The sequence below is a fragment of the Rhizobium phaseoli genome, from assembly GCF_003985125.1.
In the GTDB taxonomy this organism is placed as follows: Bacteria; Pseudomonadota; Alphaproteobacteria; order Rhizobiales; family Rhizobiaceae; genus Rhizobium; species Rhizobium phaseoli.
Window position 1 is genome coordinate 60,326 of record NZ_ML133577.1, and the last position, 15,633, is coordinate 75,958.

Here is a 15,633-nt window from a genome sequence, read left to right on the forward strand (position 1 = left end):
GATTATCTCGTTCTGAAAGCGTTGACGATGGGCAGCCGCATGGCGCTGAAAGCCGGCAGCAACCCGGTCAGCAGGCCGAGCCCGGCGATGATGGCGGCGGATTTCAGCAGCACCGCCGGACTGAAGACGAGGCCGAAAGCCGGCCCGATCAGGTACGTCGCGAGCTTGGCAAGCGCGAGCCCGCAGGCGCCGCCGACGGCGAAGATGAATAGCGTCTCGCCGAGGATCAGCGCCACGATCCGCCCGCCCGAAAATCCGAGCACTTTCATGACGCCGATTTCGAAGCGACGTTCTCTCAGCGCAAAGAGCATGGTGTTCACAGCGATCATCAGGATCGTCACGAAGGCGGCGCCGACGACGAGGCCGACGATCAGGCCGATATCGGCGAACTGCCGGAGGAACGCCTCGAGGAACTGCTTCTCCGATCGGGTGCGCGTCTCAGCCGCCGAATTGGCGAAGAGCGCATCGATGCGCGCCGCCAGCACGGCTGGCGAAATGCCCTGGCGCGGACGCACCACGAAGGCATCGACCGTATCCCTGTCGCGGGCGCGCGCCGCATTGATTGCATCGTAGCGGGCGATGATGAAATAGGTGTCGGTGCTGGCATCGGCGCCCTGGAAGATACCCGCGATCGTAAAGCTCCAGTTGCGGCTGCCGTCGGCCCTGATCATCTGGCTGGTGATGCCGATGCGCTGGCCGACAGACCAGCCCTGCGCATCAGCCAGCGCCCGGCCGACCAGCACCCGGTCGTCGCCCTCCACGAGCGCCGCGATCAGATCGGGCGTCAACCCGAGCTCCTTGCCATTGGCGGCGGCGATCGCCTGCGGATCGACGGCGCTGACGGCCACCACATTCTTCTCGACATCGACGAACCCGCGCATGCGCGCGATATAGGCGACGGCAGCGACATGGGGCTCGGCGGCGATCCGGCTCAGATAGGCAAGCGGCAGCGGCAGGCCGCGGCCCGATTTGTTGAAGACGCCGAGCAGATTGTCGCTGGCGCCCGCCGCCCCCTGGCTGCCGGCAACGAAGCTCGCGGTCAGCCCGTAGATCAGAAAGGCGATGCCGACCGAAAGCATCAACAGGATGGCGCGCAGCCGCTTGCGCCAGGCATTGCGCCGCATCAGCTGGAAGAAGGTCATCGGCCCCGCCCCTCGGTGAATTCGCCCTTGTTGAGCGTTAGCGTGCGCCGGGCAAAGGCAGCGGCCTCGGGATCATGCGTGACCATAACGATGGTCTTGCCGAGCTCGCGGTTGAGGAAGCCGAGCATTTCGAGAATGTCATTCGCCGATTTCCGGTCGAGATCGCCGGTCGGTTCGTCGCACAGAAGAAGATCGGGATCGCCGACGATGGCGCGCGCGATGCCCACCCGCTGCTGTTGCCCGCCCGACATGCTCGAGGGAAACTGCCGCTGCCGCCCGGAAAGCCCGACGAGATCCATGACCGTATCGACGCGCGCCCGCCGCTGCCTCCGTCCCAGCGGCTTCAAAGCAGAGGCAGCTCGATATTCTCTGCCGCATTCAGCATCGGCAGCAGATTGTAGAACTGGAAGACGATCCCCATCCCATGCGCCCGCCAGGCCGCCCTGGCGCCCTCGCCCATCTGCTCGAGACGGCTGCGCCCGATCCGGATTTCGCCCGCGTCGGGACTGTCGATGCCGCCGAGCATATTCAGCAGCGTCGATTTTCCGGAACCCGACGGCCCCATGACCGCGACGAAGTCGCCGCGCGGCATGGCAAGATCGAGGCCGGAAAAGATCGGGATGATCTCCGTCCCGATCCTGAATGCCTTTTTGACGCCGGCGAGCGCGATGAAGGGATCTTGCGTGTCGGTCATTGTTTTTCTCCTTGGTGATGAATGTCACGTCGTAGGGGCCGCGCCGCCCGCGTACTTCGAGGCCCTGCGGGGCCTCAGGATGAGGCGGAGAGACCGATCGCCCAGCCACACGGCACACCGATCGGCCCTCATCCTGAGGTGCGTAGGCCAACGGCCGGAGCCTCGAAGGACGGGGGCGGGTGATGAGCGCCCGCGCTCCCCTCGCCCACCACAAGCCGGATGCGCGCCGCCATCGCAGGCCGTATGCCGGAGGGCGGCGACGTGAACGACAGGCGCAGCGTCGCCGTCCCCTTCTCCCGGGAAATGACGGGCGCGATCTTCGCCACTTCGACCGCGAAAGGCTGATCGGGAAAACCGTCGAGCACCGCTTCGCCTGCGAGACCCGGCCGCATCAGCGCGATATTGGTCTCGGCCACATCCGCATCGATGACTAGGCTTGCCGTATCGGCAATCGCAAGCAGGCTTTCATTCTCCCGCACGCTGTCTTCGCGCGACAGCACGGTGTCGCCGACATGCGCATCAAGCCGCGTCACGGTGCCCGAAATCGGCGCGGTCAGGACAAGCGCCTCGACCTGTTCGCGCGCCCTGTCGATATCGAGCCTGGCCTTTTCGAGATCCTGCCGGGCCTGCTCCGCGCCATTCTCGGCCGTGTCGAAAGCGGTTTTCGCCTCTTCCAGCGCCTGCGCGGACATTGCATCGCGCCCGGCAAGCCGCTCGATGCGCGTGAGCGAAGACCGCGCCTGCGCAAGCGCTATGTTCCTCGCCGCAAGCACCAATTCCGCCGCTCGCCATGATATCTCCGCGCCGCGAAGCGCAAACCGGGCGCCCGCATCGTCGAGCCGCACCAGCACCTGCCCCACCGCGACCTTGTCGCCCCCTTCGACTTCGACGGCGACAATCCGGCCCTCATATTTGGAAAAGACGACGGCGGTGTCGGGCGCCACGACATAGCCGGAGCCGGTAACCTCACGGGTCGGCAAGGCCGTGCGGTTCGCGCCATCATCGACCGGAGTCCGCCTTCCCTCGACAGCGGCACCGCGTCCCGCCGGCGCCGCCGCTTCATGAGCAGCTATCGCAAGCTGGCCACCCGCAATTACTGCGTCGATACGTTCCATCGTCGGAGCTCCATAAAAAGGAACCAGCGCCAGCGATGCCGCCACAGCAAGGAGGAGCATTGCCCCAGGGATGATGCGCCGCCGGGGAAGAGCCTCCGGCAACTCTGTCTTGAAGGCCGCCGGCTCGATCGAAAGCGATCTCAGTTTGGTGGCAAGGTCTCGGTCGTGTTCTGATATCGTGTTCATGCCGCCAAACATCGCCGACCCGGCAGAAATCGCGCCCTCGAACGCGATCCGAAACGTCCTCGATCGCGATTGTGTACCCTGCAGTGGCCGGCCTCGTCCTTCGAGGCCCCCGCGGGGCACCTCAGGATGAGGGCGGAGGCAGGTTGCGGCTTATGTCAGTGGAGAACGCGGGCGCCCTGCCACCGAGAGCCAAGCCGCAGCGCGCAACAATTAGCCCTATGGTGAGCAGGCCCGCCAGGCCGCCGCGAGGGCGGGTGGCCTGCCCATACGTCGAAGCGCTGGTGGCCGCTCGGTCTCTCCGCCCTCATCCCGAGGCGCCCCGCCTGGGGCCTCGAAGGACGATGGTCGGCCACCGTGTCCGCTCCGACAATGGACAAGGCTTAAAGCGCGTAGCCACCCGCCCTCGTGGTTCGAGACGGCCCTACGGGCCTCCTCACCATGAGGGCTGATCGTCGTGCCGGGCGGCAGGTGAGATGAAAGCGCGGAGAGGGCGCGGCGCGGCGGCACTTATGAGATCAGCCTGAATATCCCCTACCCCTCCGCCTTCCTCTGCCGCCAGGCCACTGGCGTCATATCCGTCACCCGGCGGAATTCGCGGTTGAAATTGGACTTGGTCTGGAAGCCGACCTCGAACATCACCTCGGTGACCGGTTTTTCCGTTCCGGCGAGCAGCCGGCATGCCTCGCCGACCCTGTAATCATTGACATATTGCGAGACGTTCTTGTCCATCGCCCGATTGATCGCTGCCGAGATCTGGCGCGCGGGAATGCCGGCCTTGCGGGCCAGCCGGTCGAGATTGAGATTGGCGTCGCGATAGAGCTTCTTTGCCTCCATCAACGCATCGACAGTTGCGATCGTCTCCCTGTCCTCGGTCGTTTCGGGCCTCGGCGCCGTTTCCACTGTTTCATCAGGCGCCCGGCTGCGGCTGGCCGCGGCAGCGGCAATCCCGAGAATGACGAGGGCGACAAGATTGCCGACGCTGATCAGCGTCAGCGCGTGCTCGCCATGCGCCCAGGTGAAGTCGAAGAAGACGAAAGCATCGACGGCGGCCGACAGGCACAGTGCGGCCGCCGCAAAGATGATCGCCCGATAGGCCGGCACCGCTCCTTCGAAAGGCGCAAGGCGAAGCGCATCCGCACCCGGACGCATCAGCAGCAGGATCGCCAGGGCGTAACCGACGAAGATGAGCACCAGCGCGATGTCGATCGCTTCCCGCCAGAATACCATCAGCAGCAGGATGACGGCGGCGGGCACGGCATGCAGCGCAATGCGCGCCGGCAATGGCCGCCTGCCATCATCGCCGACATCCTCGTCCGGCGCGACCTCCATCATGTTTTAGGACCCGATTTTTTACGCGGATTTTTTGGATTGGAGTCCAGGGAGCGAGCAAGCCGGGAACGCCGGATCAGCGGCGCTTCAGGAATTCAATGACGCGGGCAGTCAGGAGCGCAGTCGCATGCGCATCATGGGACGGCAGCGAGCTGTCGGCGAAATAATGCTGATCGCCAGGGTAGAGAAAGAGCTCGGCGTCCTCGACCTTCGCCACGATCTCGCGGGCGGCATCGATGTCGCCCTCGCCGACGAAGATCGGATCGTTGTCCATGCCGTGGATCTGGACGGCGACGCCGTCCGGCCAGGGTCCGAAGGCCCACTCGCCGCTGATCGGCAGGCAGGAATAGAAAAGCAGAGCTCCACGCGCTCCTGGCCGCGTTTGTGCCAGCTTCTGCGCCGGCAACACGCCGAATGAGAAACCGGCATAGACAAGTTCGGCAGGCAATTCGTCGGCGACCCGGACGCCGCGCTCCCGGACGGCGCCGAATCCGATCTCGCCGATATAGGCGAGACCGTCCTCGATGCTGCCGAACGTTCGGCCATCGAACAGGTCAGGCGTATGCACGATGTGGCCGGCAGCCCTGATATCGTCGGCGAAGGCGTGCACTCCAGGCGTCAGCCCCTGCGCGTGATGGAACAGCAAGATTTCAGCCATAGGCGCCTCCCGTCGAGATGTCGGCACATTTGATAAGTTCTGAGCAGTCCGGATTTAGGCTCGCGGCGGTCGTCCCCGATGTCGCACCTCTGCCGCGATGGCCGGTTCTACGGCGCCGCGCCGAAGAAGGCGAGCCGGGTGAAGATCGTATAATGCGATTCCGATACCATCAGTGCGACGAAGACCAGCACCAGCACCGGCGGCAGCAGGATGGCGTAGACGAGCGCCAGCCGTTCCCAGGCCATGTGCATGAAGACGGCGACGATCAGCCCGGCCTTCAGCATCATGAACAGCAGGATCAGCGTCCACCTGAGATAGCTCTGGATGCCGAGATAATCGACCATGTAGGAGGCCGCGCTGAGCACGAAGAGCAGGCCCCAGACGAAGAAGTAGAGCCCGATCGGGTGCTGCTGTCCGGTATGTGCCTGTGCATGCGCCGTTTCGATGTGTGCATGCGCCGTTGTCTCGTTCATGACGACCTCACCACAGATAGAAAAATGCGAAGATGAAGACCCAGACCAGGTCGACGAAGTGCCAGTAGAGGCCCATGATCTCGACGGCCTCGTAGCGGCCTTTCCGGCTCGTGAAGAAGCCGCGCCGTTCCACGTCGAAATCGCCGCGCCAGACTTTGCGGGCGACGATGAGGAGGAAGATGACGCCGATCGTGACATGGGTGCCGTGAAAGCCCGTGATCATGAAGAAGGTCGATCCGAACTGCGCCGCCCCCCATGGGTTCTCCCAGGGGCGAACGCCTTCGGTGATCAGCTTCGTCCATTCGAAGGCCTGCATGCTGACGAAGGTTGCACCGAGAAGCGCTGTCAGCAGCATCAGGATCGCCGTCGTGCGGCGGTCGCGGCGATAGCCGAAATTGACCGCCATCGCCATGGTGCCGCTGCTCGAGATCAGCACGAAGGTCATGATCGCGATCAGGATCAACGGCACGTCCGCACCGCCGATATGCAGCGCGAAAACTTCGCTCGGATTGGGCCATGGAACGGGCGTCGACATGCGGGCGGTCATATAGGCGATCAGGAAACAGCCGAAGACGAAAGTGTCGCTGAGCAGGAAGATCCACATCATCGCCTTGCCCCAGGAGGCGGTCTTGAAGGCGCGCTGATCCGAGCTGAAATCGGCGGCGACACCGCGAAGGCCTGCCGGCCTGAGGTCTGCCCCGCCGTGTGTCTCGATAGTCTGTGCCATCTGCAAACCCCTTAGTTCAGTAGTGTGCGGCAGAGATCGACGAAGTCATTCGCCCAGCCGGCAAAGAGCGCGAAGAGCAGCAGCCAGACGGCGAGCATGAAATGCGAATAGATCGCGGAAAGATCGACGCTGAGGCTGAGCCTCTCCGGCGCGACGTCTGATGAAAATGCCCTGGCCGTCGTATGCGTGAGCACGGCGAGCCCGCCGAGGATATGCAGCCCGTGCAGGCCGGTCAGCATATAGAAGAAGCTGTTAGCGGGATTGTCGGCAAGCACGTAGCCCGCCGCCGTCAGCTCCCGCCATACCTGGATCTGCCCGGCGAGAAAGAAGACGGCAAGCGCAAGCCCTGTCACGAGCGCCGGCCGCAGGCTTTCCATGCGGCCATGCCCCGCTTCACGTTTCGCCCATTGCAGGGCAGCACTGCTCAACGCAAGCGCCGCGGTGTTCACCCAGAGGAGGCGCGGAACCGGCATCCCCCACCAGTCCGCCGACGCCGCACGCATGAAATAGGCGCTGACGGCAAGGCTGAAGAGCGCGCCGACGACGCCGAGAAACACGAAGAGGCCAATCTTCACCGCCGGCAGCGGCGGCCGGTCGGTGCCATGATGATCGGGCAGCTGCACAGACCCAGTTTCCAGCCAGGGCTTCGAGGTCAGCCGCTGCCCTGAAAGCCACCAGATGATGATGGCGGCGATGGCGGCAAGGAAAAGCAGGATGACGTTCATGCCGGAGCCTCGCGGGTGACGCCATCGCTTGCCGGCACATTCTGCGGAATGAAATCCTCGGCCGCCCCCGGCACGCTGTAGTCATAGGCCCAGCGATAGACGACAGGCAGGTCCCTGCCCCAGTTGCCGTGGGCAGGCGGCGTCTGCGGCGTCTGCCACTCAAGCGTCGTTGCCCGCCAAGGATTGCCGCCAGCCTCCCGGCCGCAGAAAAGGCTCCAGACCAGATTGAACAGGAAGACCATCTGGCCGGCGCCGACGACGAGCGCCATGACGGTGATGAAGATGTTCAGCGTATGCGCCGAAGGCGGAACGAAGGCGGTCTCTCCCATCTCGAAGTAGCGGCGCGGCACGCCGAGCAGGCCGAGATAATGCATCGGAAAGAAGATTGCATAGGTACCGAGGAAGGTGATCCAGAAGTGGATGTGGCCGAGCGTCTCGTCCAGCATGCGCCCGGTCACCTTCGGATACCAGTGATAGATCGCCCCGAAGATGACGAGGATCGGCGCAACCCCCATGACCATGTGGAAATGCGCGACGACGAACATCGTATCCGACAGCGGCACGTCGACGACGACATTGCCGAGAAAGAGGCCGGTGAGCCCGCCATTGACGAAGGTGACGATGAAGGCGAGCGCAAAGAGCATCGGCAGCGTCAGGTGGATGTCGCCGCGCCAGAGCGTCAGCACCCAGTTGTAAACCTTGATCGCCGTCGGAATGGCGATGATCAGCGTCGTGGTGGCAAAGAAGAAGCCGAAGGCCGGGTGCATGCCGCTGACATACATGTGGTGCGCCCAGACGACGAAGCTTAAGCCCCCGATGATGACGATCGCCCAGACCATCATCCGGTAGCCGAAGATGTTCTTGCGCGCATGCGTGCTGATCAGGTCCGATACGATGCCGAAAGCCGGCAGCGCGACGATATAGACCTCGGGATGGCCGAAAAACCAGAACAGATGCTGGAACAGGATCGGGCTGCCGCCGCCATGCTGCAGCTGCGTGCCCATCTCGACGATGGCGGGCATGAAGAAGCTGGTGCCGAGCACCCGGTCGAAGAGCATCATGACGCAGGCGACGAAGAGTGCCGGAAAGGCAAGCAGCGCCATCACGGTGGCGGTGAAGATGCCCCAGACGGTGAGCGGCATCCGCATCAGCGTCATCCCCCGCGCCCGCCCCTGCAGCACCGTTACCACATAGTTCAGCCCGCCCATGGTGAAGCCGATGATGAAGACGATCAGCGAGGTGAGCATCAGAAGGATGCCCCAATCCTTGCCGCCCGGCGTGCCTGATAGAACGGATTGCGGCGGATAAAGGGTCCAGCCGGCCCCCGTCGGCCCGCCCGGGGCGAAGAAGCCGGCGGCGAGGATCAGCACCGCGAGCAGATAGATCCAGTAGCTCAGCATGTTCGCGTAAGGAAATACCATGTCGCGCGCACCGACCATCAGCGGAATGAGGTAGTTGCCGAAACCGCCGAGGAAGAGCGCCGTCAAGAGATAGATCACCATGATCATGCCGTGCATGGTGATGAACTGGTAATAGTGATCGGCATCGATGAAGGCGAAATAGCCTGGAAATGCGAGTTGAATCCGCATCAACCAGGAAAGCACCAGCGCCACCAGGCCGATCGAGATCGCGGTGATCGAATATTGCACGGCGATGATCTTGGCATCCTGGCTAAACACATATCTCGTCCACCAGCTGTGCGGATGATAAAGCTCGACATCCTCGACTTCGGCGGAGGGGATGCTGCCGGACGGAATCTCGACCATAATCTCTCTTCCTTTCCCCGATGCGGCCTCCGGCCGTCTTCCCGCCGGTTCCCTGAACCGGCCTACGACCGCGTCACCGCGTCAATTGGCCGGCGGCAGCTCTCCCGATGACGCCGTCAGCTGGGTGAATGTCTGCTGTTGCCCGAGCCAGGTCTGGTAGTCCGTGTCGTTGTCGACCACGACGGTGCCGCGCATTTGCGGATGACCGACGCCGCAGAGTTCGGCGCAAAGGATCTCGAAGGTGCCCGTCCGCGTCGGCGTCAACCAGAAATAGGTGACCATGCCGGGGATCATGTCCATCTTGGCGCGGAATTCCGGCACGTAGAAATCGTGAAGAACATCGATCGAGCGCAACAGGATGTGCACCGGTTTGCCCATGGGCAGATGCAACTCGCCGCCTTCGACGATCACGTCGTCGAGGCCGTTCGCATCGTTCTTGTCGAGGCCGAGCGGGTTCTCGGGCGTGACGTCGCGCGTCTCGGCACGGCCGAGTTTGCCGTCCGCCCCCGGCAGGCGGAAGCTCCACAGCCATTGCTGACTGACGACCTCGACCGATGCAGCATCGGCCGGCACGGATATGAACTGGTTCCACACGATGAGGCCGGGCGCCAGCATGGCGGCGACACCGACCGCCGTTCCCGAGGCGAGCAGCACCTCCAGCCTGCGGTTTTCAGGCTCGTAATGCGCCTGGTTGCCCGGCTTGTGGCGAAAGCGGTAGACGCAATAGGCCATGAACGAAACCACCGCCACGAAGACGATGCCGGTGATCCAGAAGGTGATGACGAGGGTACTGTCGATATAGGTCCAGTTGGACGCGATCGGCGTCCACCACCACGGACTCAGCACATGGAACAGCACGGAGCCGACGACAATCAGGACGAGGATCAGCACGACAGCCATTTCCGCTCCTCCTCGAGCAGGTTGACCGTGAAACCGTATTCCGCAAAAAGTCCGTGTTTATTATCGCACAGATAGAAAATACCGGCAAATACCGCAATTTAGCCATCCGCCGCGGGCCCGCGACCCGTCATTTGGGGTATTGCCCATCATTGCGAATATTGCTTGAGATAGGCGATAAGATCGGTAATTTCCTGATCGTCCTTCACGCCGGCAAAGGCCATCTTCGTGCCCTTCACCTTGGCTTTCGGATTGTGGAGATAGTCTCGCAACGTCGCCTCATCCCACACGAGGCCGCCCTCGCCAGCTTCCTTCATCGAGCTGGAATAGGCGAAGTTGGGATGCGTTCCGGCCTTACGGCCGAACAGCTTGTTCAAGGACGGACCGACCTTGTTCGTATCGGAATCGGCGATGTGACAGGTTGCGCATTTCTTGAAAACGGTGGCACCCGCCGTCGCGTCCCCCTCCTGCGCACCTGCGACACCAGGGGAAAGGGCCATGACGGATGTGGCGATCAGCAGAACAACACGATAGTCCACGGCAAACCTCATCCTCCCAGGTCGCCAGCCACTCGCACCCTTCGCATCATTCGCGTGTGGGTGGTGGTTGTCATGCCTTAAAGATTAGTCCTTCGCCGGTGCAAGTCAATCGGTCTCACAATTCGAAGCATCTGAGCGCGGTCTGATAGCGTGTCGATCCCACGCCTTTGGCCTAGACGCCGATCGAAACCGCCTCCTGCACCGCCAATTCGGCCATGGCAAGGGCCGCTTCCCGAGTCGCGGCGGCCGCGATGAAACGGCCGTTGTGGCAAAAGCTCGCGCCCTCTACGCCGCAAACCGCCTCCAGCTCTCCATTGGCAAGACCGGCCCAGGCCTTGGGCAGGTCGGCCCTGAGCGCGAACCCCTCCTCGGCGCGGCGAATGCCGGTAACGCACCAATCCTTTTCGCGCGGGTGGACGACGAACAGCAGGTGATCGGCGCCAGCCTTGACGATAGCAGCACGGAACGGCATGCCCCTCGGCAGCTCCAGAACACGCGCTTGCCCCGCGGTGTCGATTGCCTGACGCACGATTGCCTCGGCCCGCAACTTTGCAGCGCTCTGGGCGATCCTCGCCTCGACGAAACTGCGGGCGATGGCAAGAGCCGCGTGGAAAGCGCGATCGTCAGCCTCGGGCTCCGCTTCGTCGAAAACCGGTTTCAGGGTCTCGAGCAGCGTCGGCAGCGTCAAGTTCGCCAACGGTCCTGAAGGGCTGAGCGCACCATTGTCGGTCAGATCGATCGGCAGCACGAAGCTGGCATCGAAAGAGCTATGCACGGCTTCGACATGGTCTGCGGGAAGGCCGCAAGCCGCGAGATAGTCGCGGCCATAATGTTTCCAGATCAGGCCGAACGAGCTGTAGGGCTGGCCATCGTCGCGCAGCGGCGCGCCGCGCTGGTGATGATCGAATATGCCGGCATCAGCGTCATAAACGCCGCCGACATCATAGATGATCCGGTCCTGCCCTGGCGTGATCCACGCCGGCGCCCGGCTGCGGATCAGGCGCGCCTCCGGAAAAAGCCGGGTCAGGATGACGCTCGACAGCAGTTCGTCGGCATGGAAGCCACCGGAATGGGTGACGAGGAAATCGGGGATCATGAAAATTATGCGCCTTGTCGTTCGCAGCAGGTCCGCTTGCGGGGTCCGAACCAGATAGCCGTTGCCGGCCACGATCTCAACCCGTCTTTGCGCATTCCGCAGGGCGCCAGCCAATTGCCGGAGAGAGCAGCAGTTTTGCGATCAAACGATATGTCTGAAGGGCAACTCTAAGACAGCACCGGTCCCGGCTGCGCCGCGACAAGCGCGCGGCTGGCCGCCGCGCCGGCATGTAGGCAGATGAGTCCGATCGCGGCCAGAGAATTGATCAACAGAACCTCGGCGACAACAGCTGCCGAAAACGCCCCGTCGCCGGACGGAAGCACCGCCGTGGCGGCAAATAGCACGCCCTCGTAAGCAACGAACCCGGCCATAAAGGCGCCGGCCATGGTGACGGCAAGGCCTGCCGCAAGGCGCAGCACCCCGAGCGCCGCGGCAAGCGATGCAAATGCGGCAATCCCGATCGCCAGTCCCCAGGCAAAACTGTCGAAGGTCTGGGGATAGCCGAGGACGAGATATCCGACCGCCTGGTTGGCAAGCCAGGTCAGCAGCACCGCCCTCAGCGCCATCCGCCGGGGAAGTATGACTGCCGAGACCGCCGCAAGCGCCACGAAAGGCGTGACGCAAGCAAGAACCAGGCTGAGAGCGACGCTGGCGCCGGCAATGATCGCGACCCAGGCGGCGGCAAAACTCGTTGCGGCAGGGCGCAGGGGAAGCTGATTTCGTTCGAGCATGGCGGAACTCCGTCTGACCGGGCATGGCCCAGGAAAATCATAGCGAAATTGCAGAAAAAGACCAGCGAGCGTGCGCAGTCCGAAGGGCGAAGCCTCGAAGCATCCGCCACAATATCGCTCCTTGCGTTCCTACAGCGCATCCAGCGGTATCTTCAAATACCGCCGGCCATTCTCCTCCGGCTCCGGCAACCTGCCTCCCCGAATGTTCACCTGCAGCGCATGCAGCATCAGCTTCGGCTTGGGCAGCGTGCGGTCGCGCGCCTGCCTGAGTGCGACGTAGCCGGCTTCGTCCTTGCCTGATATGTGCGGATTGTCGCGTTTCTGGGCGGCGACCGTGCTCTCCCAGCGCGGATGGCGCCCACTCGGCTGGTAGTCGTGGCCGGAAAAGAGGCGGGTGTCGTCGGGCAGCGACAGGATCGCCTGGATCGAACGCCACAGAGCGGCTGCGCTGCCGCCCGGAAAATCTGTGCGCGCGGTGCCGGAATCCGGCGTGAACACCGTGTCGTGCACGAAGGCGGCGTCGCCGATTAGATAGGTGACCGAAGCAAGCGTATGGCCGGGCGAAAACATCACCCGGGCCTCCATCGCGCCGATCGCAAACGTCTCACCATCAGCAAACAGCCGGTCCCATTGCGAGCCGTCGGTGGCGAGGTCCGGCCAGTTGTAGATCTCCTTCCAGAGCGCCTGCACCTCGGTGACATGCGCGCCGATGGCTGTCGGTGCCCCGGTCCTGCCCTTGAGGTAATGGGCGGCGGAAAAGTGATCGGCATGCGGATGGGTGTCGAGGATCCATTCAAGCGTCAGGTGCTCGGCCGCAATATAAGCGAGAATGGCATCGGCGCTTGCGGTACCCGTCGCTCCCGAGGTCTCGTCGAAATCGAGCACCGGGTCGATGATGACGCAGCGTTTCGTCGCCGGATCGGCCACGACATATTGGACGCTCGATGTGCTGGCATGAAAGAAGGCCTTCACCTGAGGCACCTGCCCTGCCCGCCTCTCCAGAAAGCGGAGCGCATTAGAAAGATCCAAGCCATGGTCCTTGCCCAGCGCTTCGACCTCCCCCGCGCTCATCCGCCCGTCGAGCGCTTCGCCGAGCGCATAAAGCGTCAGCGCCCGCGTACCGCTCTTGCAATGCGCAAGCACCGGCCCCTTGGCATCCGCCATCGCCGCCCGGAAGGCGATGATATCGGCCTCGGTGATCTCGGCGCCCTTCACCGGCACGAAGCTGTAGGAAAGGCCCGCGGCGACCGCAGCCGCCTTTTCCGCCGTATTGCCCGGCTGGCCGGGATCTTCGCCGTCCGGCCGGGCATTGATGACGCCGGCAAAGCCACGCACCGCGAGATCGGCAAAATCCGCGGGCTCGGGCTGACCCGCCACCGATATCAGCTCATTGACCCTGACGAATGTCATCGAAGCCCCGCGCCGTCCGCGTCAAGCAGATCACATGTATTTTAGTACAATCTCACGAGTATATTGCCGAGCGCAAGAAGAGTTACCCGGGATATGCCACCGGCCGGGCCCTGGCTCGGCTCTCTGGTCAAAACGACAGTGCCGCAGGACCCGCTTGATCTCGGCACGCACGGCGCCAGATGACGGCAGGCACTTGTCCGCCCGGCAGCAAAAAGCCCCGCCAATCATTGGCGGGGCTGTTCATGCTGAAAATTGATCGGCATTACGTCCTGGGAGGAATCAATGATTGGCTTCTGCCACCCAAAGCTGGTGCGAACCTTGCGCGGTCAATCCAGTTGAATCGCGGCTCAAAGCCCGCTGCCTCCAGTTGGAGCATCACCGATCGGCGGTCCTCGTCGGCCGCAGCCGCGGCTGAACGAGACTAGTTCTGACCCTGCAAGCGGTCCATCACCTCCAGCAGCAGGTCGGCACAGGCTTTCATCGGCTCGTCCTCGGCGCATTTCAGATCGATCCGTGTGTTTCCGTCCTCGATCTGGAAATGCGCGGCCTTGGACGGCAGTGGCATGCGATGCCCGCGGAAACCACGGAAGCCCATGTCGCCCCTCGAACCATGCCATCGGTAATCGGGGCGATCTCCCGACCGTCCATCCGGCGAGCCCATCATCCGCTCGTCGTCACCGGGAGCAGACTGCGGCGGCGGCGGCGGGCTGGGCTCGGCCGCTGCGGGCGGAGTTCCTGCCGATGGCGGGGCTGGCGGTTGTTGTGCGAAGGCGGTGCCGGCGAGTGCGGCAAGAGCAAGGCTTGATAGCAAAAGTCTTTGCATGGGATCGGTCCTTTCGAAGACGTGAGGCATGTCTATAAACACCGCGGCCGGCCTTTGGTTCACACCCTCCTCCGCTGGTGAGCGAAATCCGCAGAGGATATGGCAGCGATCCCAGAGCAACAATCACAGGTGTGTCGCCGCCCCGGACTTCTTTCGCCTCGCCTCCGCCTTGTTGCGCGTTTATCCTCACCGTCGATTCGCTGTCCGCGACGAGGGCGCGGGCGCAAGATTGCATCAAAGGAGAGTGCGATGACGGACGCCAAGAGCGGCATTTCGGGATTACGGCCGCATATTACGGTTATCGGCGTCGGCGGGGGCGGCGGCAACGCCATCAATAACATGATTGCGGAAAAGCTGGCGGGCGTCGAATTCATCGCCGCAAATACGGACGCCCAGGTTCTCGCCACCTCAAAGGCGTCGCGCCGCATTCAGCTCGGCGCGAATGTGACGGAAGGCTTGGGTGCCGGTTCGCTGCCTGAGGTTGGTCATGCAGCCGCCGAGGAGTCGATCGACGAGATCATGGATCACCTAGCCGGCTCGCATATGTGTTTCGTCACTGCAGGCATGGGCGGCGGTACGGGCACCGGTGCGGCCCCCGTCATCGCGCGCGCCGCGCGTGCGGCCGGCATCCTGACGGTCGGCGTCGTCACCAAGCCCTTCACCTTCGAGGGCAATCGCCGCATGCGCACGGCCGAAGTCGGCATCGAGGCGCTTCGTCAGGCCGCCGATACCGTCATCGTCATTCCCAATCAGAACCTCTTCCGCATCGCGGACGCAAAAACCACCTTCGCCGATGCCTTCATGACGGCCGACCGCGTGCTCTTTGCCGGCGTCGGCTGCATCACCGATCTCATCGTCAAGGAAGGCCTGATCAACCTCGATTTCGCCGACGTGAAGTCGGTCATGCAAGGCATGGGCCGCGCCATGATGGGCACCGGTGAAGCCGCCGGCGAAAGCCGGGCGATGAAGGCGGCGGAAGCGGCAATCGCCAACCCGCTTCTGGACGATATTTCCATGAAGGGCGCCAGGGGCGTGCTGATCTCGATTTCCGGCGGTTCTGATATGACGCTGTTCGAAGTCGATGAGGCGGCAAGCCGCATTCGCGACGAAGTGCAGGACGACGCCGATATCGTCGTCGGCGCGATCTTCGACCGCAGCCTGGACGGCAGGTTCCGCGTTTCGGTCGTGGCGACCGGCCTGGAAGCCAGCGCTCCCCCGCTATCGGCGCCCAATCACACGGCTGAACAAATCCAGACGCGCACGTTGCAGTAACACGGCAGTATGGCGTCGCTCCATCGTATAAAGTACGGGACGGGGCGACG

The 15,633-nt window shown here is 63.3% G+C and carries 14 protein-coding genes and 2 pseudogenes; 1 reads left to right on the top strand and 15 read right to left on the bottom strand.

Going from position 1 to position 15,633, the window contains the following annotated elements; all coding sequences use genetic code 11:
* Positions 1-2: 2 nt before the first annotated feature.
* The 15 genes and pseudogenes from EFD56_RS20690 to EFD56_RS20760 form a co-directional block, all read right to left on the bottom strand.
* Positions 3-1,142, bottom strand: a complete 1,140-nt coding sequence (locus EFD56_RS20690) for an ABC transporter permease (protein WP_126906109.1) — start codon at positions 1,140-1,142, stop codon at positions 3-5.
* Positions 1,139-1,836 (bottom strand): annotated as a pseudogene (locus tag EFD56_RS20695) (ABC transporter ATP-binding protein). Before EFD56_RS20695 ends, EFD56_RS20690 begins: the two are co-directional and overlap by 4 nt.
* A gap of 128 nt (positions 1,837-1,964) precedes the next feature.
* Entirely contained in the window at positions 1,965-3,149 is a 1,185-nt protein-coding gene (locus EFD56_RS20700; RefSeq protein ID WP_126906110.1) for an efflux RND transporter periplasmic adaptor subunit, read from the bottom strand.
* Positions 3,150-3,668: 519 nt separating this feature from the next.
* A pseudogene (locus EFD56_RS20705) lies at positions 3,669-4,427 on the bottom strand (helix-turn-helix domain-containing protein); the annotation flags it as partial.
* A 115-nt stretch (positions 4,428-4,542) separates the two neighbouring features.
* Positions 4,543-5,124, bottom strand: a complete 582-nt coding sequence (locus EFD56_RS20710) for a dienelactone hydrolase family protein (protein WP_126906111.1) — start codon at positions 5,122-5,124, stop codon at positions 4,543-4,545.
* Positions 5,125-5,231: 107 nt separating this feature from the next.
* Positions 5,232-5,597, bottom strand: a complete 366-nt coding sequence (locus EFD56_RS20715) for a cytochrome C oxidase subunit IV family protein (protein WP_016733418.1) — start codon at positions 5,595-5,597, stop codon at positions 5,232-5,234.
* A gap of 7 nt (positions 5,598-5,604) precedes the next feature.
* The gene (locus tag EFD56_RS20720; protein WP_016733419.1) at positions 5,605-6,324 is read right to left on the bottom strand and encodes a heme-copper oxidase subunit III family protein; all 720 of its coding nucleotides are present in this window, start codon (positions 6,322-6,324) and stop codon (positions 5,605-5,607) included.
* An 11-nt stretch (positions 6,325-6,335) separates the two neighbouring features.
* Positions 6,336-7,049 carry a cytochrome c oxidase subunit 3 gene (locus EFD56_RS20725; protein ID WP_016733420.1) on the bottom strand — a complete coding sequence of 238 codons (714 nt, stop codon included), beginning with the start codon at positions 7,047-7,049 and terminating at the stop codon, positions 6,336-6,338.
* Positions 7,046-8,815: a cytochrome c oxidase subunit I gene (locus tag EFD56_RS20730; protein WP_064831213.1), complete on the bottom strand. Its 1,770-nt coding sequence runs from the start codon at positions 8,813-8,815 to the stop codon at positions 7,046-7,048. Before EFD56_RS20730 ends, EFD56_RS20725 begins: the two co-directional genes overlap by 4 nt.
* Positions 8,816-8,896: 81 nt before the next feature.
* Positions 8,897-9,715 carry a cytochrome c oxidase subunit II gene (locus EFD56_RS20735; protein WP_016733421.1) on the bottom strand — a complete coding sequence of 273 codons (819 nt, stop codon included), beginning with the start codon at positions 9,713-9,715 and terminating at the stop codon, positions 8,897-8,899.
* 146 nt (positions 9,716-9,861) lie between these two features.
* Entirely contained in the window at positions 9,862-10,251 is a 390-nt protein-coding gene (locus tag EFD56_RS20740; protein ID WP_029531344.1) for a c-type cytochrome, read from the bottom strand.
* A 172-nt stretch (positions 10,252-10,423) separates the two neighbouring features.
* Complete coding sequence (locus EFD56_RS20745; RefSeq protein WP_126906112.1) at positions 10,424-11,347, bottom strand: MYG1 family protein; 924 nt, start codon at positions 11,345-11,347, stop codon at positions 10,424-10,426.
* Between the two features lie 167 nt (positions 11,348-11,514).
* Positions 11,515-12,078: a hypothetical protein gene (locus EFD56_RS20750; RefSeq protein WP_096478025.1), complete on the bottom strand. Its 564-nt coding sequence runs from the start codon at positions 12,076-12,078 to the stop codon at positions 11,515-11,517.
* 129 nt (positions 12,079-12,207) lie between these two features.
* Positions 12,208-13,488 (bottom strand): bifunctional sulfur transferase/dioxygenase Blh, encoded by a 1,281-nt coding sequence (blh, locus tag EFD56_RS20755; protein ID WP_126906113.1) that lies wholly within the window; start codon positions 13,486-13,488, stop codon positions 12,208-12,210.
* A 421-nt stretch (positions 13,489-13,909) separates the two neighbouring features.
* The gene (locus tag EFD56_RS20760; protein WP_126906114.1) at positions 13,910-14,311 is read right to left on the bottom strand and encodes a hypothetical protein; all 402 of its coding nucleotides are present in this window, start codon (positions 14,309-14,311) and stop codon (positions 13,910-13,912) included.
* A gap of 249 nt (positions 14,312-14,560) precedes the next feature.
* Between EFD56_RS20760 and ftsZ the strand changes: the two genes are divergently transcribed.
* Positions 14,561-15,583, top strand: a complete 1,023-nt coding sequence (gene ftsZ, locus EFD56_RS20765) for a cell division protein FtsZ (RefSeq protein ID WP_012484292.1) — start codon at positions 14,561-14,563, stop codon at positions 15,581-15,583.
* Positions 15,584-15,633: the final 50 nt, after the last annotated feature.